Annotated in this window: 14 protein-coding genes; 11 read left to right on the forward strand and 3 right to left on the reverse strand. The window is 73.0% G+C overall.

Annotation, left to right across the window (positions count from 1 at the left end; translation table 11 throughout):
- The first annotated feature begins 135 nt into the window (after positions 1 to 135).
- From M1O15_RS00275 to M1O15_RS00295, 5 genes are all read left to right on the forward strand, one after another.
- Positions 136 to 1,560, forward strand: coding sequence for a diaminobutyrate--2-oxoglutarate transaminase family protein (locus M1O15_RS00275; RefSeq protein WP_248631075.1), 1,425 nt, complete (start codon positions 136 to 138; stop codon positions 1,558 to 1,560).
- A gap of 33 nt (positions 1,561 to 1,593) precedes the next feature.
- Positions 1,594 to 3,633, forward strand: coding sequence for an IucA/IucC family protein (locus M1O15_RS00280; RefSeq protein ID WP_248631076.1), 2,040 nt, complete (start codon positions 1,594 to 1,596; stop codon positions 3,631 to 3,633).
- A gap of 172 nt (positions 3,634 to 3,805) precedes the next feature.
- On the forward strand, positions 3,806 to 4,738 hold the full coding sequence (locus M1O15_RS00285) for a GNAT family N-acetyltransferase (protein WP_248631077.1): 933 nt from the start codon (positions 3,806 to 3,808) through the stop codon (positions 4,736 to 4,738).
- Positions 4,739 to 5,061: 323 nt separating this feature from the next.
- Positions 5,062 to 6,879 (forward strand): IucA/IucC family protein, encoded by a 1,818-nt coding sequence (locus M1O15_RS00290; RefSeq protein WP_248631327.1) that lies wholly within the window; start codon positions 5,062 to 5,064, stop codon positions 6,877 to 6,879.
- Between the two features lie 142 nt (positions 6,880 to 7,021).
- Entirely contained in the window at positions 7,022 to 9,007 is a 1,986-nt protein-coding gene (locus tag M1O15_RS00295; RefSeq protein ID WP_248631078.1) for an ATP-dependent DNA helicase, read from the forward strand.
- A 146-nt stretch (positions 9,008 to 9,153) separates the two neighbouring features.
- Here the strand turns inward: M1O15_RS00295 and lexA are convergent, their stop codons facing one another.
- Entirely contained in the window at positions 9,154 to 9,951 is a 798-nt protein-coding gene (gene lexA / locus M1O15_RS00300; protein ID WP_248631079.1) for a transcriptional repressor LexA, read from the reverse strand.
- A gap of 595 nt (positions 9,952 to 10,546) precedes the next feature.
- Here lexA and nrdR point away from each other — a divergent pair.
- Positions 10,547 to 11,059: a transcriptional regulator NrdR gene (gene nrdR / locus M1O15_RS00305; RefSeq protein WP_248631080.1), complete on the forward strand. Its 513-nt coding sequence runs from the start codon at positions 10,547 to 10,549 to the stop codon at positions 11,057 to 11,059.
- A 255-nt stretch (positions 11,060 to 11,314) separates the two neighbouring features.
- Positions 11,315 to 14,221 (forward strand): vitamin B12-dependent ribonucleotide reductase, encoded by a 2,907-nt coding sequence (locus M1O15_RS00310; RefSeq protein WP_248631081.1) that lies wholly within the window; start codon positions 11,315 to 11,317, stop codon positions 14,219 to 14,221.
- 87 nt (positions 14,222 to 14,308) lie between these two features.
- Here M1O15_RS00310 and M1O15_RS00315 read toward each other — a convergent pair whose 3' ends face one another.
- Positions 14,309 to 15,646 carry a hypothetical protein gene (locus M1O15_RS00315; RefSeq protein WP_248631082.1) on the reverse strand — a complete coding sequence of 446 codons (1,338 nt, stop codon included), beginning with the start codon at positions 15,644 to 15,646 and terminating at the stop codon, positions 14,309 to 14,311.
- Between the two features lie 188 nt (positions 15,647 to 15,834).
- Positions 15,835 to 16,374, reverse strand: a complete 540-nt coding sequence (locus M1O15_RS00320) for a TerD family protein (protein ID WP_248631083.1) — start codon at positions 16,372 to 16,374, stop codon at positions 15,835 to 15,837.
- A 160-nt stretch (positions 16,375 to 16,534) separates the two neighbouring features.
- Here M1O15_RS00320 and M1O15_RS00325 point away from each other — a divergent pair, with 160 nt between their 5' ends.
- The 4 genes from M1O15_RS00325 (at position 16,535) to M1O15_RS00340 (ending at position 21,168) form a co-directional block, all read left to right on the forward strand.
- Complete coding sequence (locus M1O15_RS00325) at positions 16,535 to 17,140, forward strand: YdbC family protein (RefSeq protein WP_248631084.1); 606 nt, start codon at positions 16,535 to 16,537, stop codon at positions 17,138 to 17,140.
- A gap of 137 nt (positions 17,141 to 17,277) precedes the next feature.
- A complete protein-coding gene (locus tag M1O15_RS00330; protein WP_248631085.1) occupies positions 17,278 to 17,937 on the forward strand; it encodes a histidine phosphatase family protein in 660 nt (219 codons plus the stop codon).
- A 12-nt stretch (positions 17,938 to 17,949) separates the two neighbouring features.
- The gene (locus M1O15_RS00335; protein ID WP_248631086.1) at positions 17,950 to 18,957 is read left to right on the forward strand and encodes an ADP-ribosylglycohydrolase family protein; all 1,008 of its coding nucleotides are present in this window, start codon (positions 17,950 to 17,952) and stop codon (positions 18,955 to 18,957) included.
- A 276-nt stretch (positions 18,958 to 19,233) separates the two neighbouring features.
- Entirely contained in the window at positions 19,234 to 21,168 is a 1,935-nt protein-coding gene (locus M1O15_RS00340) for a DUF4153 domain-containing protein (protein WP_443735614.1), read from the forward strand.
- The last annotated feature ends 45 nt before the right edge of the window (positions 21,169 to 21,213 follow it).

Consider the following 21,213-nt stretch of genomic DNA (forward strand, 5'->3'; position numbering starts at 1 on the left):
GCCTGAGGACGGCGTCTCACCGCCCTCCGCGGCGGACGCCGACACACCCATGCGCACCGCGCCGGCACCGGCGGCCGGCTCCGTGCGCGCTTCGATCCCGCGCGCAGCGCGACCGTGACCGGGAGGACGAGAGCCGTGGCCCTGACCCACACACCGGTGGCACCCACGTCCGTACACGAGGGCATCCTGCGCCGGCAGGCGCTGAGGGAGTCGGCCGCCCGGACCTACGCCCGGTCGCTGCCGATCGTCCCGGTGCGCGCCCGCGGGCTCACCATCGAGGGCGCGGACGGCCGCCGCTATCTGGACTGCCTCTCCGGGGCCGGCACCCTCGCCCTAGGCCACAACCACCCGGTGGTGCTGGAGGCCATCAAGAAGGTCATCGACTCCGGCGCCCCGCTCCATGTGCCGGACCTGGCCACCCCGGTCAAGGACGCCTTCACCACCGAGCTGTTCGCCACCCTCCCGGCCGGACTCGCCGACGACGCCCGGGTGCAGTTCTGCGGCCCGGCCGGCACGGACGCCGTCGAGGCGGCGCTCACCCTGGTCCGTACGGCCACCGGCTGCGGCGGGCTGCTGGCCTTCACCGGGGCCCACCACGGCATGACCGCCGGAGCGCTCGCCGCCTCCGGGGGCGCCCCGGACGTCCGGGTGACCCGGCTGCCCTACCCGTACGACTACCGCTGCCCGTTCGGCACCGGCGGCGAGCGGGGCGCCGAACTCGCCGCCCGCTGGGTGGAGAACCTGCTCGACGACCCCAAGGCCGGTGTCCCCGCGCCGGCCGGGATGATCCTCGAACCGGTGCAGGGCGAGGGCGGGGTGATCCCCGCCCCCGACGGGTGGATGCGCCGGATGCGGGCGCTCACCGCGGACCGCTCCGTTCCGCTGATCGCCGACGAGGTGCAGACCGGCGTCGGGCGCACCGGGACCTTCTGGGCGGTCGAGCACAGCGGTATCGTCCCCGATGTGGTGATCATGTCGAAGGCCATCGGCGGATCCCTTCCGCTGGCCGTGATCGTCTACCGCTCCTCGCTCGACCAGTGGCGCCCGGGTGCCCACGCCGGGACCTTCCGCGGCAACCAGCTCGCCATGGCCGCCGGCGCCGCCACCCTCGCCTACGTCCGGGAGAACCGCCTCGCCGAGCGCGCCGCCACCCTCGGCGCCCGGATGCTGGCCCGGCTCCAGAGCCTCGCCGCCGCCCACCCCTGCGTCGGTGACGTCCGCGGCCGAGGGCTGATGATCGGCGTCGAGCTGGTCTCGCCCCACTCGTCCGGAGCACCTGTCCGGCCGGGCCGGGACTCCGCACCGGACGGCGGTGCGCCGGCCGGGGACACCGGCGCCCCGCCCGCCGACCCCCGGCTCGCGGCCGCCGTCCGGCGCGAATGCCTCCGGCGGGGCCTCATCGTCGAACTCGGCGGCCGCCGCAACGCCGTCGTCCGCCTGCTGCCCCCGCTCACCCTCACCGACGAACAGGCGGAAGCCGTCCTCGACCGCTTCGCCGACGCCCTGGCCGCCGCGGAGCGCGCCGCACCGCACCCGGACGACCCGGCCGTACTCGGCTGACGTCCGCCCCCACTCACCAGAAAGCGCCACACCGTGAACCCCACCCCCGTACCCGACGCGGCCGGCGCCGACGGCCGTCCCACCCACCCACACCACGACACACCGCTGACCGTGAACCCTCATGCCGCGGGATCCCCACACGCTTCGGGGTGTGCGGCCGCGGTCGAGTCCACCACCGTGCCGCGCCAGCCCCACGGGGCCTATGACGCCCTGCCCGGCGGCGGGACGGCGGCACCCGACGGAGCCTGCCCCTGCACCGAGCCGGCAGCCGACCCGAGGAACACCGACCGGGAAGCGAACCGGGGCGAGGAGTGCCTGGAGGACGCCGACCCCCTCGACCACCCGGACGCGGGCCGGGCCGCCGACACCGCCGCCACCGAGAACCTGTTGCGGTGCTGGGTACGGGAGAGCGGCCTGGCCCGCCCCGACGGCCGCACCCTCCGGGTCCCGCTGGACGCCAGCGGTACGGCACTGCTGGTCCCCGTGCGCTACTGGTCCCCGACCGGCTGGCACCGCTTCGGATCCCCCCTCCTCGAAGGCGCCCCGCCCGCCGCGCCGCCCGTCGACGCGGTGACCGTCGCCGCGCTCCTGGGCCGGGAGTCCGCCCCCGGGGCCGCCCCCGGCGGGGGTACGCCCTCCGGCGATGGCGCCGACCTGGTCGGGCGGGTCGCCGACTCGGTCCGCCGCACCGCCGACTTCATCACCCACCAGCGCGCCCGCCCCGAGGTCCGCCCCGAGGCCGACCTCTTCCTCACCGCCGAGCAGGCCCTGCTCCTCGGCCACCCGCTGCACCCGACGCCCAAGAGCCGCGAAGGGCTGTCCGACTCGGAGGCCCGGCTCTACTCGCCGGAGCTGCACGGCTCCTTCCCGCTGCACTGGCTGGCCGTCGACCGGTCCGTGCTCGCCGCCGACTCGGCCTGGACCGAGCAGGGGCGGACCGTGCCCGCCGAACGGATCACCGCCGACCTCGCCGACGGGCCGGCGCTGCCGGACGGCACGGCCGCCCTGCCCGTGCACCCCTGGCAGGCCCGCGAGGTACTGGGCCGCCCCGAGGTCGCCGCACTGGTCTCCGCCGGGCTGCTGACGGCCCTCGGCCCGTACGGCGCGCCCTGGCACCCCACCTCCTCCATCCGCACCGTCCACCGCCCCGGCGCCCCCGCCATGCTCAAGCTGTCGCTGGGCGTACGGATCACCAACTCCCGCCGGGAGAACCTCCGCAAGGAGCTCCACCGGGGCGTGGAGGTGCACCGGCTGCTCGGCACCGGGCTGTCCGAGCAGTGGCGGGCCGCGCACCCCGGCTTCGACATCGTGCGCGACCCCGCCTGGCTCGGCGTGGACACCCCCGCCGGCGAGCCCGTCGCGGGCCTCGACCTGATGATCCGCCACAACCCCTTCGGCTACGGCGACGACGCCGTCTGCATCGCCTCCCTCACCGCTCCCCGCCCCTGGCCCGGGCAGGACCGGATGCGCTCCCGGCTGGACGTCGCCGTCTCCCGGCTTGCCGCCCGCACCGGCCGGACCACCGGAGCCGTGGCGGAGGAGTGGTTCCTCCGCTACCTCGACCAGGTGGTGCGCCCGGTGCTGTGGCTGGACGGTACGGCGGGGGTCGCCCTGGAGGCGCACCAGCAGAACACCCTGGTCCTGCTCGACCCGGACGGCTGGCCCTGCGGCGGCCGCTACCGGGACAACCAGGGCTACTACTTCCGGAACTCCCACCGCGAGGCACTGGAGCGCCGCCTTCCCGGCATCGGCACCGCCAGTGACACCTTCGTCTCCGACGAGGTCACCGACGAGCGCTTCGCCTACTATCTCGGCATCAACAACGTCCTCGGGCTGATCGGCGCCTTCGGCGCGCAGGGCCTCGCCGACGAGCGCCTTCTCCTCGCCGCCTTCCGGCAGTTCCTCCACCAGTCCGCCGGACTCGGCTCGCCCCTGCCGGCCCGGCTCCTGGAGAGCCGCACCCTGCGCTGCAAGGCGAACCTCCTCACCCGCCTGCACGGCCTGGACGAACTCGTCGGACCGGTGGACACCCAGTCCGTCTACGTCACCATCGGCAACCCCCTGCATGACTGAGCCGTACACCTGGCTCGCGCGACTGACCCGTACGCCTGACCCGTACGTCCGCCCGTACGCCTGAGAGGAGGCCTCCTCCCGAACTCCCCGCCGCCGGACCGACCTCACCTCCCCCGTACGCACACCCCCCACCGGAACAGCGCAGACCCGTACTGCTGAGAGGAGCGCCACCATGCCTCCCCCCGACCCCGGGGCCCACCCGGGCCGCGACGCCGACATAGGCACCAGCCCCGAGGCGGAGGCGCTGTTCGGCGCCAGGCGGGCACCGGCCCCCGGCCCCGGCCCGGTCTCGGCACCCGGAGGCCATCGGGGCGGGGCAGCGCCCGGGGCCGCCGTCCCGGGTCCAGGCGGTCGGAGCAGTGCGGATGTCGCGGGCAGCGTGGTCCGGGGGACGGCCGAGGGCGGCGGGGGGTACGGGGCCGCGGCCGACCCCGCCGCCGATGACCGGGCCGCGGCCGTCTCCGGCACCGGTGGCGAGATCGCCTCCGCCGCCGGTGGCGAAGCCCGGCCGGTACGGGGTGGCGATCGGGGCGGTGAGCTGGTCGGCGACATCGAAGGCTGGGGTCCGGTCGCCACCACCGTCGGCCGCTTCCGGCTGGTTCCCGTACGGCTCGACCGGGATCTGGCGATGATCGCCGAGTGGATGAACGAGCCCGCCGTCGCCGCCTTCTGGGAGCTCGCCGGCCCCGAGTCGGTCACCGCCGACCACCTTCTTCCCCAACTCGACGGCGACGGCCGCAGCGTGCCCTGCCTGGGGGTCCTCGACGGTGTCCCCATGAGCTACTTCGAGATCTACCGGGCCGATCTCGACCCGCTGGCTTCGGCGTATCCGGCCCGCGAGCACGACACCGGCGTCCACCTCCTCATGGGAGGCGCCGCCCACCGGGGGAGGGGGGTGGGCACCGCCCTGCTGAGAGCGGTGACCGATCTCGTCCTGGACCACCGGCCCGCCTGCACCCGGGTCGTCGCGGAGCCCGATCTGCGCAACACCCCTTCCGTCTCCGCCTTTCTCAGCGCCGGCTACCGCTACTCCGCCGAACTCGATCTTCCTGACAAGCGAGCGGCCCTCATGGTCAGCGAACGGTCCCTGCGGCACCTGCTCTGAAGCCGCCCGCTGCCGTGCGTCCACCGCTCGCTCGATCCGCATCGGTCCCACCCTGAGGAGTCCCTGTGCCGAAGTCCCCTGCCACCCACGACTCCACGGAGCCCGCCGTCTCCCGGGCTCCCGACACTCCCTCCGCTGCCGCCGGCCCGTCCACGCCACCGCCTCCCACCGGCGTGCGCCCCGTCTCCCCGTCCTCTTCTCCTCTTCCCAGTGCCCCTCCGTCCCCGGCCGCCCCTGCTGCCGCCGCTTCCCCGGCCTCCGCCCCGCCGGGCTCCGCTTCCCACGCGGGCGCTCCCGCCGCCTCGTCGCCGTCCGGCGCCGCGATACTGTCCGCCCCCGCCGAGCTGCGGGCCTCCACCTGGCTGAGCGCCTCACGCCGGCTGCTGGCCAAGACCCTCGGAGAGTTCGCCTACGAGGAGATCATCGAGCCGGTGCCCGTGGACGGCCCGGCACCGGACACGGCCGCGGGGGCCGACGGCTCCGGCCGCGCGTACGCCCTCGGGCTGGACGACGGCTCCCGGATCGGCTTCCACGCCCGCCGGACCGCCTACGGCAGCTGGCGGGTGGACGCCGACTCGATCACCCGCACCGATCCGGACGGCGGTGCCACCACCCCGTACACCGATCCGCTGGACTTCCTGGTCAGGGCGCGCGGCACGCTCGACCTGGACGGAGCCACCCTCGGACACCTCGTCCGTGAGCTGACCGCCACTCTCTCGGCCGACGCCCGGCTCGAACACACCGCACTGACCGTCGGGCGACTCGCCGACCTCGGCTACGCCGAACTGGAAGGGCACCAGACCGGCCACCCCTGGATCGTGCTCAACAAGGGCCGGGTCGGCTTCTCCGCCACCCAGGCGGCCACCTGGGCACCGGAGGCCCGGACCCCCGTCACCCTGCCCTGGATCGCGGTCAGCAGGACGCTGGCCACCTACCGCGGTATCTCCACGCTCTCCACCCCCGACGACCTCTACTCCGGTGAACTGGGCGACGGCATCCGTGAGACCTTCACCGCCGAACTGCGCGCCCGCGGTCTGGACCCCGCGGACTACCTCCTCCTCCCCGTGCATCCCTGGCAGTGGGACGAGGTGGTGGTGCCCCTCTACGCCCCCGCCATCGCCGACAACCTCATCGTGCCACTCCCCACTGACAACGCCCTGCGGCTGCCCCAGCAGTCGATCCGGACCTTCCTCAACCTCAGCGACCCGGACCGGCACACGGTCAAGCTGCCGCTGTCCATCCTCAACACCCTGGTGTGGCGCGGGCTGCCCACCGAACGCACCCTCGCCGCGCCGGCGGTCACCGCCTGGGTGCACGCGCTGCGCGACGGCGACCCGTTCCTGACCGAGGAGTGCCGGGTGGTGCTGCTCGGCGAGGTGGCCTCGGTCACCGTCGAGCACCCGCTCTACGACCGGCTGCCGGAAGTCCCGTACCAGTACCGGGAGCTGCTCGGCGCCATCTGGCGGGAGCCGCTGCGGCTGCCGCCCGGGGAACGCGCCCGCACCCTCGCGGCCCTGCTCCACACCGACCCCGACGGCCGGGCGTTCACCGCCGAACTGGTCGCCCGCTCCGGGCTGGAGCCGGGGGAGTGGCTGCGACGGCTCTTCGGCGCGCTGCTGCCGCCGCTGCTCCACTTCCTCTACCGCTACGGCACCGTCTTCTCCCCGCACGGGGAGAACGCCATCGTCGTCTTCGACGAGCACGACATCCCCGTCCGGCTGGCGATCAAGGACTTCGTGGACGACGTCAACGTCAGCGCGGCGGTGCTGCCGGAGCACGACTCGATGCCCGAGGACGTGAAGGCCGTGCTGCTCACCGAGGAGCCGGACTTCCTGCCGCAGTTCATCCACTCCGGGCTGTTCGTCGGCGTCTTCCGCTATCTCGCGCCGCTGTGCGAGGAGCAACTGGACTTCGCCGAGGCGGACTTCTGGTCACTCGTCCGGGCGGAAGTGCTGCGCTACCAAGGCCGCTTCCCGGAGCTCGCCGACCGCTACGAGCTGTTCGACCTGCTCACCCCCCGGATCGACCGCCTCTGCCTCAACCGGAACCGGTTGCACCTGGACGGCTACCGCGACCGCCCGCAGCGCCCGCACGCCGCCGTGCACGGCACCGTCCCCAACCCGCTGGCGGCCCGCGACTGAGTGCGGACACCGGCCGGCCTTTCGGACCCGGTCACTTCCGCCTGGAAGTGACCGGGTCCGGCCGTTGCCCGACCGTCGTCCGGCGGGTGATCCGGTTGCCCGGCCACCCGTTGTCGGTGGTGCCCCGTAGGGTGGACGGGCTATGACGAAGCCATCCCTCCCCGAGCTCCTGCACGCCGCCGTGACCGCCGTCGGCGGCGTGGAGCGGCCTGGCCAGACCGCCATGGCCGAGGCTGTCACCCAGGCCATCGACGACGGCTCCCATCTGCTGGTCCAGGCCGGCACGGGTACCGGCAAGTCCCTGGGGTACGTGGTGCCGGCCCTGGCCCACGGGGAGCGGGTGGTGGTCGCCACCGCCACGCTGGCCCTCCAGCGGCAGCTGGTCGAGCGCGATCTGCCGCGCACGGTGGAGGCGCTCCATCCGCTGCTGCGGCGCCGGGCCGAGTTCGCCATGCTCAAAGGCCGGTCGAACTACCTGTGCCTGCACCGGCTGCACGAGGGCATGCCGCAGGACGAGGAGGAGGGGCTGTTCGACCAGTTCGAGGCCGCCGCGCCCTCCAGCAAGCTGGGGCAGGACCTGCTGCGGCTGCGGGACTGGTCCGACGACACGGAGACGGGCGACCGGGACGATCTGACGCCGGGTGTCTCGGACCGGGCCTGGGCCCAGGTGTCCGTCTCCTCCCGAGAGTGCCTCGGCGCCTCGAAGTGCGCCTATGGCGCGGAGTGCTTCGCCGAGGCGGCGCGCGAGCGGGCCAAGCTGTCCGATGTGGTGGTCACCAACCACGCGCTGCTGGCGATCGACGCGATCGAGGGCGCCCCGGTCCTGCCGTCGCACGAGGTGCTGATCGTGGACGAGGCGCATGAGCTGGTCTCCCGGGTCACCGGGGCCGCCACCGGCGAGCTCACCCCCGGGCAGGTCAACCGGGCCGTGCGCCGGGCGGCCAAGCTGGTGGACGAGAAGGCGGCGGACCAGCTCCAGACCGCCTCCGAAGGGTTCGAGCGGCTGATGGAGCTGGCCCTGCCGGGGCGGCTGGAGGAGGTCCCGGAGGACCTCGGTTACGCGCTGGCGGCGCTGCGTGACGCGGCCCGTACGGTCATCTCGGCCCTGGGCAGCACCCGCGACCGGTCGGTGCAGGACGAGGACGCGGTCCGCAAGCAGGCCATGGCCTCGGTGCAGAACGTCCACGACGTGGCCGAGCGCATCACCCAGGGCTCCGAGTACGACGTGGTCTGGTACGAGCGGCACGACCGGTTCGGCGCCTCGCTGCGGGTGGCGCCGCTCTCCGTCTCCGGTCTGCTGCGCGAGAAGCTGTTCTCCGACCGCTCGGTGGTGCTGACCTCGGCCACCCTCAAGCTGGGCGGCGACTTCAACGGGGTGGGGGCGTCGCTGGGGCTGCCCCCGGAGGGCACGGTCGGTACGGCGGACGAGGAGCTTCCGTCCTGGCGCGGCATCGACGTCGGCTCGCCGTTCGACTACCGCAAGCAGGGCATCCTCTATGTGGCCCGGCACCTGGCCACCCCCGGTCGCGAGGGCGGCCGCGGGGACATGCTGGACGAGCTGGCGGAGCTGGTCGAGGCCGCCGGGGGCCGTACGCTCGGCCTCTTCTCCTCGATGCGGGCCGCGCAGGCGGCGGCGGAGGAGCTGCGCGGCCGGTTGGACAAGCCGATCCTGCTCCAGGGCGAGGACACCCTCGGAGAGCTGATCAAGAACTTCTCGGCCGACGCGGAGACCTGCCTGTTCGGCACCCTCTCGCTGTGGCAGGGCGTGGACGTCCCGGGCGCCAGCTGCCAGCTGGTGGTCATGGACCGCATTCCGTTCCCCCGCCCCGACGACCCGCTGATGAGCGCCCGGCAGAAGGCCGTGGAGGAGGCCGGGGGGAACGGCTTCATGGCCGTGGCCGCCACCCATGCCGCCCTGCTGATGGCCCAGGGGGCCGGGCGGCTGGTGCGGGCGACCGGGGACCGGGGCGTGGTCGCCGTGCTGGACCCGCGGCTGGCGACGGCCCGCTACGGAAGCTACCTCCGCGCCTCACTGCCCGACTTCTGGTACACCACGGACCGCAACCAGGTCCGCCGCTCCCTCGCCGCCATCGACGCGGCCGCCCGCGCGGGAGACGGCACCGGCTGACCGGTCGCCGGACAGGGGCGGGCCCCGGAACCGGCGCAGTGGGTTCCGGGGCCCGGTCGGAGCCGACGGTGGAGGAGGCGGGAGCCTGCGGTGCGAGGCCCGGGAGCCTCACATCCGCCGGGAGCCTTCGCACGCGCCGGGAGCCCTCACACGCGCCGGAGCACGGCGACCACCTTGCCCAGGATGGTGGCCTCGTCGCCGGGGATGGGCTGGTAGGCGGCGTTGTGCGGAAGCAGCCAGACATGGCCGTCCTCCCGCTTGAAGCGCTTGACCGTGGCCTCGCCGTCCAGCATCGCGGCCACGATGTCGCCGTTCTCCGCGACCGGCTGACGACGGACGGTGACCCAGTCGCCGTCGCAGATGGCGGCCTCGATCATCGAGTCACCGACGACCTTGAGGACGAAGAGCTCGCCGTCTCCGACCAGCTGCCGGGGGAGGGGGAAGACGTCCTCCACCGACTCCTCGGCCAGGATGGGCCCACCGGCCGCGATCCGGCCGACGAGCGGGACATAGGAGGCGGCGGGCTTGCCGGTGGTGTCGGTGGGCTGGCTGCTGGGCTGGTCGGAGCCGCGGACCTCGTACGCCCGGGGGCGGTGCGGGTCCCGGCGCAGGAAGCCCTTCCGCTCCAGCGCCATGAGCTGGTGCGCCACGGAGGAGGTGCTGGAGAGGCCCACCGCCTGGCCGATCTCCCGCATCGACGGCGGGTAACCCCGGCGCTGGACGGAATCCCGGATCACCTCGATCACCCGCCGCTGCCGCTCGGTGAGCCCGGAGCTGTCGGCCCTGATGCCTGGGGGGCGGCCAGGGAGGGAGCGCGCGGGCTTGGCGCCCTCCGGACTCGTACCCGGGTCGCCGACGGCGCGCACCGGTTCGAAGCGGCCGGGCGAGCGGTCCGGTGCGGCCTGGGCGGTGATGGTGGCGGCACTGTCTGCGGTGGTGGTCACGTCAGCCCCTCTCGAATGGTCTCCCTAGCTGGACAACGGTAGTTGCTTTCGAAAGGTTGCGCCAAACACACGTTCGAGTGAAAAATCGCGAATTGGCTTACCAGTGCGGCTGGCGAGGTGTATGTGCGATCGCCGTGCAGAGGTGATCGCACGGACGTCCACACGTCGCCGGGCGGTGCGAGGTCCACCGCCGTCGCTCCGCCGCGCGTCGCCAGGGCGGCGCACGGCCGTCGCCGTCGGTGCGACGCCCGCCGGGCTTCACCGTAGCCGCCCGGGCGGCCGCCGCCCCGGGCGGGTGGCCGGCGCTGCCCGGGGACCCGGCGGGTGGCCGGGTGCGGGCGGCCGCCGTGGTTCCCGTAGGCTCGGGCCGGCCCCTGGTTCCCCGTGCCGCTCGCCTGCCATCCGTACCGCAAGGCGCGTGTCGCGAACGGGGTAGACCCTAGATCTAGTGGTTGGATTGCTCCGGTCACCCAGAAGTAGTGGTCCCGGGGCTTCCGGGGCTCTGGCGATCGCCTATGCTGGTGGCTGCCCCGCAGGGCTCGTCCCGAGCCTGCGGCGGGGCTGTCGAGTCGTGCTGTGAGGGAGGGTTGGGACCATGCACTGCCCCTTCTGCAGGCACCCCGACAGTCGGGTCGTGGACAGTCGCACCACCGACGACGGGACGTCCATCCGGCGCCGCCGCCAGTGTCCCGACTGCTCCCGCCGTTTCACCACGGTGGAGACCGCGTCCCTGATGGTGATCAAGCGGAGCGGGGTCACCGAGCCCTTCAGCCGCACCAAGGTCATCTCCGGGGTGCGCAAGGCGTGCCAGGGCCGCCCGGTCACCGAGGACGCGCTGGCCCAGCTCGGCCAGCGGGTCGAGGAGGCGGTGCGCGCCACCGGCAGCGCGGAGCTGACCACACACGACGTCGGGCTCGCCATACTCGGACCGCTCCAGGAACTCGACCTCGTCGCGTACCTGCGCTTCGCGTCCGTGTACCGGGCGTTCGACTCACTGGAGGACTTCGAGGCGGCCATCGCGGAGCTCCGCGAGCGGCAGCCCGACGGCGCCGAGGACGGGAAGGAGACGCCGGCCGGCGTCCCCGTACCGGCCAAAGCCGCCGACTGAGCGCGCGGCCGGCCGCCCCGCACGGCTGACCGGCCGCCGACCCGGCCCACCGGCCCGCCGACGTGCTTCGGCGCCAGGTCGCCGGGGCCCGTGGGGGCCCCTTGGCGGCGGGACCGTCCACGGCCGGGTGCGGCCGCGGAGCGGCACACATGCGTGTCGCGGACCCCGAGCGGGGCCCGTGACGACAGACAGATAGGGGACGCCCGGGGAAGTTCCGGGCAGTCCAGGGTGTTTTGCCCGTATATGGGAGGCGGCATGACAGAGACGGCGAGCAGCCCGGCACGTGGGACCCGTACGAAGGGTTCGAAGGCCGGCAAGGGGCTGCGTATCGAGCGCGTCCACACGACCCCCGGTGTGCATCCGTACGACGAGGTGGTCTGGGAGCGTCGTGACGTCGTCATGACCAACTGGCGGGACGGCTCGGTCAACTTCGAGCAGCGGGGCGTCGAGTTCCCCGACTTCTGGACGGTCAACGCGGTCAACATCGTCACCAGCAAGTACTTCCGCGGCGCGGTCGGCACCCCGCAGCGCGAGACCGGTCTGAAGCAGCTCATCGACCGGATCGTGAAGACGTACCGCAAGGCCGGTGAGGACTTCGGCTACTTCGCCACGCCCGCCGACGCGGAGACCTTCGAGCACGAGCTGGCGTACGCCCTGCTGCACCAGGTCTTCAGCTTCAACTCGCCGGTCTGGTTCAACGTCGGCACGCCCCAGCCGCAGCAGGTGTCCGCCTGCTTCATCCTGTCCGTCGACGACTCCATGGAGTCGATCCTCGACTGGTACAAGGAAGAGGGCATGATCTTCAAGGGTGGCTCCGGGGCCGGCCTGAACCTCTCCCGTATCCGCTCCTCCAAGGAGCTCCTCTCCTCCGGCGGCAACGCCTCCGGCCCGGTCTCCTTCATGCGCGGCGCCGACGCCTCCGCCGGGACGATCAAGTCCGGTGGCGCCACCCGCCGGGCGGCCAAGATGGTCATCCTGGACGTCGACCACCCCGACATCGAGGACTTCATCAAGACCAAGGTCACCGAGGAGGAGAAGATCCGCGCCCTGCGCGACGCGGGCTTCGACATGGACCTGGGCGGCGACGACATCACGTCCGTCCAGTACCAGAACGCCAACAACTCCGTCCGGGTCAACGACGCCTTCATGAAGGCCGTCGAGGAGGGCGGGAAGTTCGGGCTGCGCGCCCGGATGACCGGCGAGGTCATCGAGGAGGTCGACGCCAAGTCGCTCTTCCGCAAGATGGCCGAGGCCGCCTGGGCCTGCGCCGACCCCGGCATCCAGTACGACGACACCATCAACCACTGGCACACCTGCCCGGAGTCCGGCCGGATCAACGGCTCGAACCCCTGCAGCGAGTACATGCACCTGGACAACACCTCGTGCAACCTGGCCTCGCTGAACCTGATGAAGTTCCTCAAGGACGACGGCAAGGGCAACCAGTCCTTCGAGGCCGAGCGCTTCGCCAAGGTCGTCGAGCTGGTCATCACCGCGATGGACATCTCCATCTGCTTCGCGGACTTCCCCACCCGGAAGATCGGCGAGAACACCCGCGCCTTCCGCCAGCTGGGCATCGGCTACGCCAACCTCGGCGCCCTGCTGATGGCCACCGGCCACGCCTACGACTCCGACGGCGGCCGCGCGCTGGCCGGTGCCATCACCTCGCTGATGACCGGCACCTCCTACCGGCGCTCGGCCGAGCTGGCCGCGGTCGTCGGTCCGTACGACGGCTACGCGCTGAACGCGACCGCCCACAAGCGGGTCATGCTCCAGCACGCCGACGCCAACACCAAGGCCGTCCGCGTGGACGACCTGGACACCCCGGTCTGGGCCGCCGCCACGGAGGCCTGGCAGGACGTGATCCGGCTCGGCGAGAAGAACGGGTTCCGCAACTCCCAGGCGTCCGTCATCGCCCCGACCGGCACCATCGGCCTGGCGATGTCCTGCGACACCACCGGCCTGGAGCCCGACCTCGCGCTGGTCAAGTTCAAGAAGCTGGTCGGCGGCGGCTCGATGCAGATCGTCAACGGCACCGTCCCGCAGGCCCTGCGCCGCCTGGGCTACCAGGAGGAGCAGATCGAGGCGATCGTCGCCCACATCGCCGAGCACGGCAACGTGGTCGACGCCCCCGGCCTCAAGCCGGAGCACTACGAGGTGTTCGACTGCGCCATGGGCGACCGGTCCATCTCCGCGATGGGCCACGTCCGGATGATGGCCGCGATCCAGCCGTGGATCTCCGGCGCCCTGTCCAAGACGGTCAACATGCCGGAGTCGGCGACCGTCGAGGAGGTCGAGGAGATCTACTTCGAGGCCTGGAAGATGGGCGTCAAGGCGCTGGCCATCTACCGCGACAACTGCAAGGTCGGCCAGCCGCTCTCCGCCAAGAAGAAGGAGCAGGAGAAGGCCGAGGTCACCGAGAAGGCCGAGGTCACCGAGAAGGCCGAGGAGACGATCCGGGCCGCGGTCGAGAAGGTCGTGGAGTACCGCCCGGTCCGCAAGCGCCTGCCCAAGGGCCGCCCCGGCATCACCACCTCCTTCACGGTCGGCGGCGCCGAGGGCTACATGACCGCCAACTCCTACCCGGACGACGGTCTGGGCGAGGTCTTCCTGAAGATGTCGAAGCAGGGCTCCACCCTGGCCGGCATGATGGACGCCTTCTCCATCGCCGTCTCGGTCGGCCTCCAGTACGGGGTGCCGCTGGAGACCTACGTCTCGAAGTTCACCAACATGCGCTTCGAGCCGGCCGGTATGACGGACGACCCGGACGTGCGGATGGCGCAGTCCATCGTGGACTACATCTTCCGCCGCCTGGCGCTGGACTTCCTGCCCTTCGAGACCCGCTCGGCGCTCGGCATCCACTCGGCCGAGGAGCGCCAGCGCCACCTGGAGACCGGCTCGTACGAGCCCTCCGAGGACGAGGTGGACGTCGAGGCCCTGGCCCAGTCCGCCCCGCTCCACCGGGAGGCCCCGGCCGCCCCCGTCACCCTGCGGCAGGTGGACACCCCGGAGCGCAAGCAGGCCCACACCTCGGCGGAACTGGTCGAGATGCAGCTCGGCATCAGCGCGGACGCGCCGCTCTGCTTCTCCTGCGGCACCAAGATGCAGCGGGCCGGCTCCTGCTACATCTGCGAGGGCTGCGGCTCCACCAGCGGCTGCAGCTGACGAGGGTCACACGGGGCTGACCGACCAGGCCGCTGCCCCACAGGACGCAGCAGGTGGGAGGGCACTATGGTGCCCTCCCACCTGCTCTCATCCGCGGGTGCGTTTCCGTGCCTGCCGCCTGGGTCTGAGCGCCTGTCCCTCGCGGGCGGCGCGCAGTGCGGGCAGCATCTGGTCGACCGTGAGGCCGCGGTCGCCAAGACCTGTCCCGAAGCCCTGCAGTCGCCCGTGCAACCCGGAGGGGAGACTGCTGCTCTCCGATCGGTCACCGGAGGGGGAGCCGCCGTCCTGCCGGACATGCGCGGCGAGCTCGGAGCGGTCCAGGTCCACCACCAGGTTTCGCAGGAACAGGGCGCACATGTCGGGGCCGTACATGTGGACGTGCTCTTCGGCCAGGATGAGCCCTGCGAGTCCGGGCTCCCGCTCTCGCAAGAACAGCCGAAAAATTGCGGGAACGCGTGCGCACAGCCAGGAGAACTCCGTCGTCCTGAGCCGTGCGCCCGGGAACACCGCCTGGAGCAGGTCGTGCACGCCCCACGGAAGCCCGCCGTGGTGCTCGTGGAAAATTGCCAGGGCCTCTCCCTGGTGCGCCAGAACGAGGCCCTCCAGCATGCGAGCCCATGCCTCTCCGATGAGCCGCCACGCCTCCCGTATTTGCTCGTAGAAATCGTCAGAGGTGTCTCGGGAAAAGGTGCGTGAGCGTTCGACTTCCTCGGTGGCCAACTTTTCAGAGACACGCGATGCCTCCTGCCCGGCAGCGACTGCGGACAGCCAACTCGGCAGGAAGTTCTGGTTCGCGTAGCCGCGCGCACCAAGCCATGAGGTGATGTTTCGAGCGTCGCACTCCTCCTCGGCGACATCCAGGAAGGTTGCGTACCGGTCCTGATGCTGGCGCGGCGTCTTGCCGCTGAGGACCCATGCGGCGGCCAGCATGACAGGAAGCCGGCCGGCCAGTTCGCCTTCCAGGCGGCTGACCAGCGTCCGACGCTCCTCCTGGCAGCGCTCCCAGTGACGGGACAGATCTCCTCCACGGTCATCCGCCCGTTCCGTGAGGCCCGTGCGCAGATGGCTGTAGGCGGAAATATCGACATGCTGCTCCGCAAGGCGCACTGCGGCTTCGCGCGTGCGCGCATCGAAGTCGAGGAGCGCTTGAGCGGATCGATGGTGATCGCCCAGCGGACCGGGGGGAGAGCAGTGGAGCGGGTTCGGGAAAACGCGATCCGCCATGGTGCCCGAGGCCGGCTGGATGTATGTCTCCTCCTGGGCCCGGCTACGCAGTGCGTGGCAGTCCGGGTCCCCGTGCCAGACCTTGCCCGTCCTGGATGCCCAGAACGGGGTCTCTGCGCCTGCCCACGGGCCAAGCGGTAGATCGTCAAGTGCCAGACCGGTGGCGCTGACGAGATCCCCGCCATGCGATGTGCTTCGCACACCAGGCCCCTCTCCTCGCTCGAAAGCTGTCTGGTCGCCAACATAGGCGCCCGCACTGACAGTCCACGGACGCTGCGTCAAGGGCCACCGCAGCCCTTGGACCTTCCGCGCGCCATCGGCGTCGTTGTATCGGGGGGACCGGCGGACGCCGGTCCCCCCGCCCTTCTCTGTCAGCCGGCCCTCCTCTGTCAGTCGGCGGCGCCGCCCATCAGTTCCGTGAAGGAGCGCGGGTCGGCGTCGAAGCCGCGCAGGGAGCGGCTCCACCGCCAGCCGCCGGTGCCGCCGTCGGCACGGGTGAACTCCGCGATCGTCGCGGCGGTGGCCGGGCCGAGGTCGGCCAGGGGGAGGTTGTCCAGCTCCTGGTAGCCCTCCTTGACCGCCACCTGCCCGCCCGCGACATCGGCGAAGGCGACCCGGCCGCCGCCCTGCTGGATGGCCACGCCCACCACCACCCGCCCGTAGGCGGGCGACAGCCGCTCCAGCTCCAGGGTCATCACCTCGTCCGAGCCGAACCCCTGGCCGGTGCGGCTGTCCCGGTCCAGCGTGATGGTGCCGTCCGGCGAGCGGCTGCCGAAGTGCACCAGGTAGACGGGCGTGCCGTGCGGGTCCTCCTGGGGGTACACCGCGGCGATGATGTCGAGGTCGTGGTCGGGCGCGCCGGCCGGGCTCGGGTCCCACCGGAGTGTCACCTGCACCTTGCCGACACCCTTGTTGAGACTGCTGGTCACGCCATCCCCTCTCGTCTGCGGCCATCGGAACCGGTTCCTCCGCGCACGGCCGCCCGGTCAACCCCCCGCCCCCAACGCTCCCCGTGGACAGGGCCGTTGCCATGGTGTCATGCGGTGGATCGTGCGGGAGCCGGTATCTCCCGGGCCTTACCATGGCGCGGTGCTGGTCAAGTGGATGCGCTGCACCGTCGTGGACCGCCGAGGTTTCGAACGCGCGCAGCGGAAATGGGCGGGGCTGCCTGGTGAGCCGGGCTTCCGCGGGCAGGGCGGCGGCTGGAGCCGGACCCGCCCCGATGTCGCCCATGTCTTCGCCTTCTGGGAGAGCCGCCCCTTCTACGACTCCTTCATGGCCCGCTCCCACGACCGGCTCGCCGCCTCGCAGGTCGGCACCTACACCCGGTCGCGGGCCAAGCTGTTCGAGCACCGCTTCGATGTGAAGACCGGGTTCGAGCCGCGCTTCACCGACGCGGACGTGGTGCGGGTGGCGCACAGCAGGATCCACGAGGAGCGGGCCGAGCACTACGCGCTGATGCAGGAGAAGGTGTGGAACCCGGCGATGGCCGGCTCGCCCGGGATGCTGCGCGGGCTGTTCGGGGAGGCGCCGGGGCACGAGTTCCTGGTGCTGTCGATGTGGCGCTCCGCGGCCGAGCACGGCAAGTACCGTGCCGAGCGGGTGGAGCGGCTGGCGCTGCGCACCCAGATCGAGGCCGATGTGGCGGCGCTGACCGGGGACGTGGTCGACCTGGAGACGGCGTGGACGGTGTGAGCGCGGGGTGACTCGGCTGCCCGGCGGACGCCCCGTACGGCGCTGCTGCCGGGCGGATGCTCGGTACGGCGCCGTAGGTCTGCGATACGCGCACCCCCCCGGCAGGATCCGTCACGTACGGGGCCTATCGTCGGGGCATGGCACGACCGCGGCGCATCGTCCTCGTACGGCACGGCGAATCGGAGGGCAACACCGATGACACGGTGTACGAGCGCGAGCCCGACCACGCGCTGAGGCTCACCGACCGGGGGCGGCGCCAGGCCGAAGCGGCGGGGGAGCGGCTGCGGGAGGCCTTCGGCGAGGAGCGGGTCAGCGTCTATGTCTCGCCCTACCGCCGCACCCACGAGACCCTGCGGGCCCTCCGGCTCGACCCGGCCCTGACCCGGGTACGGGAGGAGCCGCGCCTGCGCGAGCAGGACTGGGGCAACTGGCAGGACCCCGCCGACGTACGCCGCCAGAAGACGAGGCGCGACGCCTACGGGCACTTCTTCTACCGCTTCGCCCAGGGCGAGTCCGGCGCCGATGTGTACGACCGGGTCGGCGCCTTCCTGGAGAGTCTGTACCGCAGCTTCGCCGAGCCCGACCACCCGCCGAACGTCCTGCTGGTCACCCATGGGCTGACCATGCGGCTGTTCTGCATGCGGTGGTTCCACTGGACGGTCGACGAGTTCGAGTGCCTGCGCAACCCCTCGAACGGGGAGACGCGCACGCTGCTGCTCGGCGCCGACGGCCGGTACGTGCTGGACCGCCCGTTCGAACGGTGGCGGGAGCCCGAGCCGTACGGGACCACCGGTTAGAGTGGCGGTGCGATGACGGCTGACTCCTCTTCCCGCTCCACGGACGGTCCCCGCACCCCTGGCGACCATCCCACCCCCACCTCCTCCTTCTCCTCCTCCGCCTCCGGTCCGGCCTCCGCGCCCGACCCGCTGGGGCGCGCGCTCGCCGGCCTGCGCGGGCTGTCGGTGGGCGACGCCCTCGGCTCGCAGTTCTTCGTCCCGGCCCACTACCCGCTGCTGAAGCAACGCGAGCTGCCGCCCGGGCGGTGGCAGTGGACCGACGACACCGAGATGGCCTGCTCGGTCGTCGCCGTCCTCGCCCGGCACGGCCGCGTCGACCAGGACGCCCTGGCCCTCTCCTTCGCCGAGCACCATGACTTCGACCGCGGCTACGGCCCCGCGGTCAACCGTATGCTCCGGCTGGTCCGCGAGGGGACGGACTGGCGAGAACTCGCCGCGGCCTTGTTCAACGGGCAGGGCTCGTGGGGCAATGGAGCGGCGATGCGGATCGCCCCGCTCGGTGCCTGGTACGCCGACGACCCCGAGCAGGCGACGCACCAGGCCGAGATCTCCTCGTACACCACCCACCAGCACCGCGAGGCGGTCGTCGGCTGTATGGCGGTGGCCGCCGCGGCGGCGCTGGCGGCCCGTCCCGGGGGGCCTCCGACCCCGGAGGAGCTGCTGGACGGTGTCGTGGCCCTGGTGCCGCGCAGCGCGGTCGGGGCCGGGCTCCGCCGTGCCCGGGACATGCTCGACTACGCGGACGCCGGCACGGTGGCGGCGGTGCTCGGCTGCGGCCGCCGCACCAGCGCGCACGACACGGTGCCCTTCGCGCTCTGGTCGGCCGCCCGGGCGCTGGGCGACTACGAGCGGATGTTCTGGACGACGGCGCAGGCCGGCGGGGACGTCGACACCACCTGCGCCATCGCCGGGGGAGTGGTGGCCGCGGCAGGTGGCGCACCGCCGGCCGCCTGGCTGGAGCGCACCGAGACGCTGCCGGACTGGCTGACGGCCGCCACGACCGGCGTGCTCGGCGCCTGACGCCGGAGGGGCCGGTCGGTCCTTGTGCCGGATACCGGGTGCTGGGCGCCGGTCGGACCGGTCCGACCGGCATGGCCGGGCTGACTGTCACGGTCCTGCCACAGCGCGGCCTCGGCGGCGGGGGCAGGCGGTTTCCGGGCTAGCCTGTCGGCCACACCGCCGCCTTGATCATCAACGGCCGCGCTGAGCAGACACCGGAGCCGGTCCGTCCGGGCCGCCCCGTGACGGGTGGCACGCGGCCGGCCGGGAGGGGGTCCCGTGTCCGATACACCGTCCATACCGCCGCCGCCACCGGAGCGGCCGGGCCAGGGTCAGGGCCAGGGCCAGGGTGACGAGCCGGCCGACGCGGTCCCCGCGCCGCGGGCCAGCCGCCCTGGCGGTGCGGAAGCCGATGCCGGTGGCGGGAGCGGGGCTGATGCCGGTGGCGGGGCCGGGGCTGGTGGCGGTAGCGAGGCCGGTGGCGGTGCCGGGGCTGGTACGGCTTCGGGCGTGGCTGTGGCAAAGGGTGCGGCGCCCGATCCGGACGCGGCACTTATCCCGGTACAGGCGGCGGGCGCGTCGGCCGCCGGCCGGGCGGGCACGCCGGGGGCGCACACGGGACGGCCGCAGGCGCGTACCGGCGCTCCCACCCACGTACGGGTGCCGCCGCAACCGCCGCGGCGCGGACCCAGTCCGATACGCCCGCGGCCTCCCGCCCCCGTCCCGACCGGGGCGCTGGTCGCCGTGCTCGCCACCGGTCTGCTCAGCGCCCTCCTCCTGGGCGACGGGGGCATCGGGCTCAACCTGCTGATCGTCGCCGTGCCGGCCGCCCTCGCCGCCGGCTTCGCCGCGGTCGCCGCCGGACGGCGGATCCGCCCCTGGACGGTCGTCTGGGCCCTGGGCGGGCTCGCCCTGCTGACCGTGCCCGCGCTGCGCGACGCGGGCTGGCCCACCTTCCTCGCCCTCGCCGCCGCCTTCGGGCTCGGCGCGCTGGCCCTGCACGGCAGCCGGAGTTGGCGCGGCATCGTCCTCGCCCCGTTGGGCCTCTTCGACTCGCTGCCCGCCGGGATCGTCTGGGGGTGGCAGGGGGTACGCAAGCGCGCCGCCGCGCGGGGCTCGCTCGGCCCCGTCCTGCGGACGACCGGGGTGGCGCTGGCCCTGCTCGTCGTCTTCGGCGCCCTGTTCGCCGGTGCGGACGCGGCCTTCGCCGGCCTGGTGGGCTCCCTGGTGCCGGACGTCTCCGTCACGGAGGGGCCCTGGCGGGTGCTGCTCTTCGTCTGGGGCCTCATCGGGGCGCTGTGCGCCGCCCGTACCGCCGCCGCGCCACTGCGCTGGGACCTGCTCCCGGCGAGCCCCGGCCGCCCGCGCAGCCGCTTGGAATGGGCGTTTCCGCTCATCGTGCTCACGGTGCTGTTCGCGGTCTTCAACGCCGTACAACTCGCGGTGCTGCTCCGGGGCTACGACCGGGTGCTCAGCGAGACCGGCCTCACCAACGCCGAGTACGCCCGCCAGGGGTTCTGGCAACTGCTGTGGGCCACCCTGCTCACCGTGGTCGTCATCGCCCTGGCCGTCCGCTGGGCGCCTCGCGGCGGGGCCCGCGACCGCACCCTGGTCCGGGCGGTGCTCGGCACGCTCTGCCTGATGACGCTGGTGGTGGTCGCCTCGGCGCTGCGGCGGATGGATCTGTACGTGGACGCCTACGGGCTCACCCGGCTTCGGGTCTCGGTGGCCGCCGTGGAGCTGTGGCTGGGCGTCGTCCTCGTCCTGGTGATGGCGGCGGGCGCCCTCGGTGCCCGGCGCCTCCCGCTGCCGCGGGCCGTGGCGGTGAGCGCGGCGGTGTTCGTGCTCGGCTTCGGCCTGATCTCCCCGGACGCGCTGGTCGCCGAGCGGAACGTCCAGCGGTACGAGAGGAGCGGCACCATCGACATCGGCTACCTCGACAGCCTGTCGGCCGACGCCGCCCCCGCCCTGGACCGGCTGCCCGAGCCGTTGCGCTCCTGCGCGCTGCGGAACATCGAGCGGGACCTCGACGCCGCGGACACGCCTTGGTACGCGCTCAGCCTCGGCGAGCACCGTGCCCGGGAGATCATCGAGGCCCGCCCGGTCACCACCGCCGGATACGAGTGCACGCCGGGGCGGGACGGCGATCGGGACGAGTTCGACGAGTACGGGGACTGGGAGCCGGACACCGGGGGCGGAGGTGCGGATCCGTTCGGGGAGTACGGACGGTAGCCCCCGGCCTCCGGGTCTCATCCGCCCGCCCCCGGGCCTCTTCTG

This window comes from Streptomyces lichenis (genome assembly GCF_023218175.1).
GTDB classification, from domain to species: Bacteria; Actinomycetota; Actinomycetes; order Streptomycetales; family Streptomycetaceae; genus Streptomyces; species Streptomyces lichenis.

What these genes read in the sequence shown, in the direction of transcription:
- M1O15_RS00295 (WP_248631078.1), top strand. Translation starts at nt 7,022, where the DNA reads ATGACGAAGCCATCCCTCCCCGAGCTCCTGCACGCCGCCGTGACCGCC.
- M1O15_RS00335 (WP_248631086.1), top strand. Translation starts at nt 17,950, where the DNA reads ATGACGGCTGACTCCTCTTCCCGCTCCACGGACGGTCCCCGCACCCCT.
- M1O15_RS00310 (WP_248631081.1), top strand. Translation starts at nt 11,315, where the DNA reads ATGACAGAGACGGCGAGCAGCCCGGCACGTGGGACCCGTACGAAGGGT.
- M1O15_RS00330 (WP_248631085.1), top strand. Translation starts at nt 17,278, where the DNA reads ATGGCACGACCGCGGCGCATCGTCCTCGTACGGCACGGCGAATCGGAG.
- nrdR (WP_248631080.1), top strand. Translation starts at nt 10,547, where the DNA reads ATGCACTGCCCCTTCTGCAGGCACCCCGACAGTCGGGTCGTGGACAGT.
- M1O15_RS00285 (WP_248631077.1), top strand. Translation starts at nt 3,806, where the DNA reads ATGCCTCCCCCCGACCCCGGGGCCCACCCGGGCCGCGACGCCGACATA.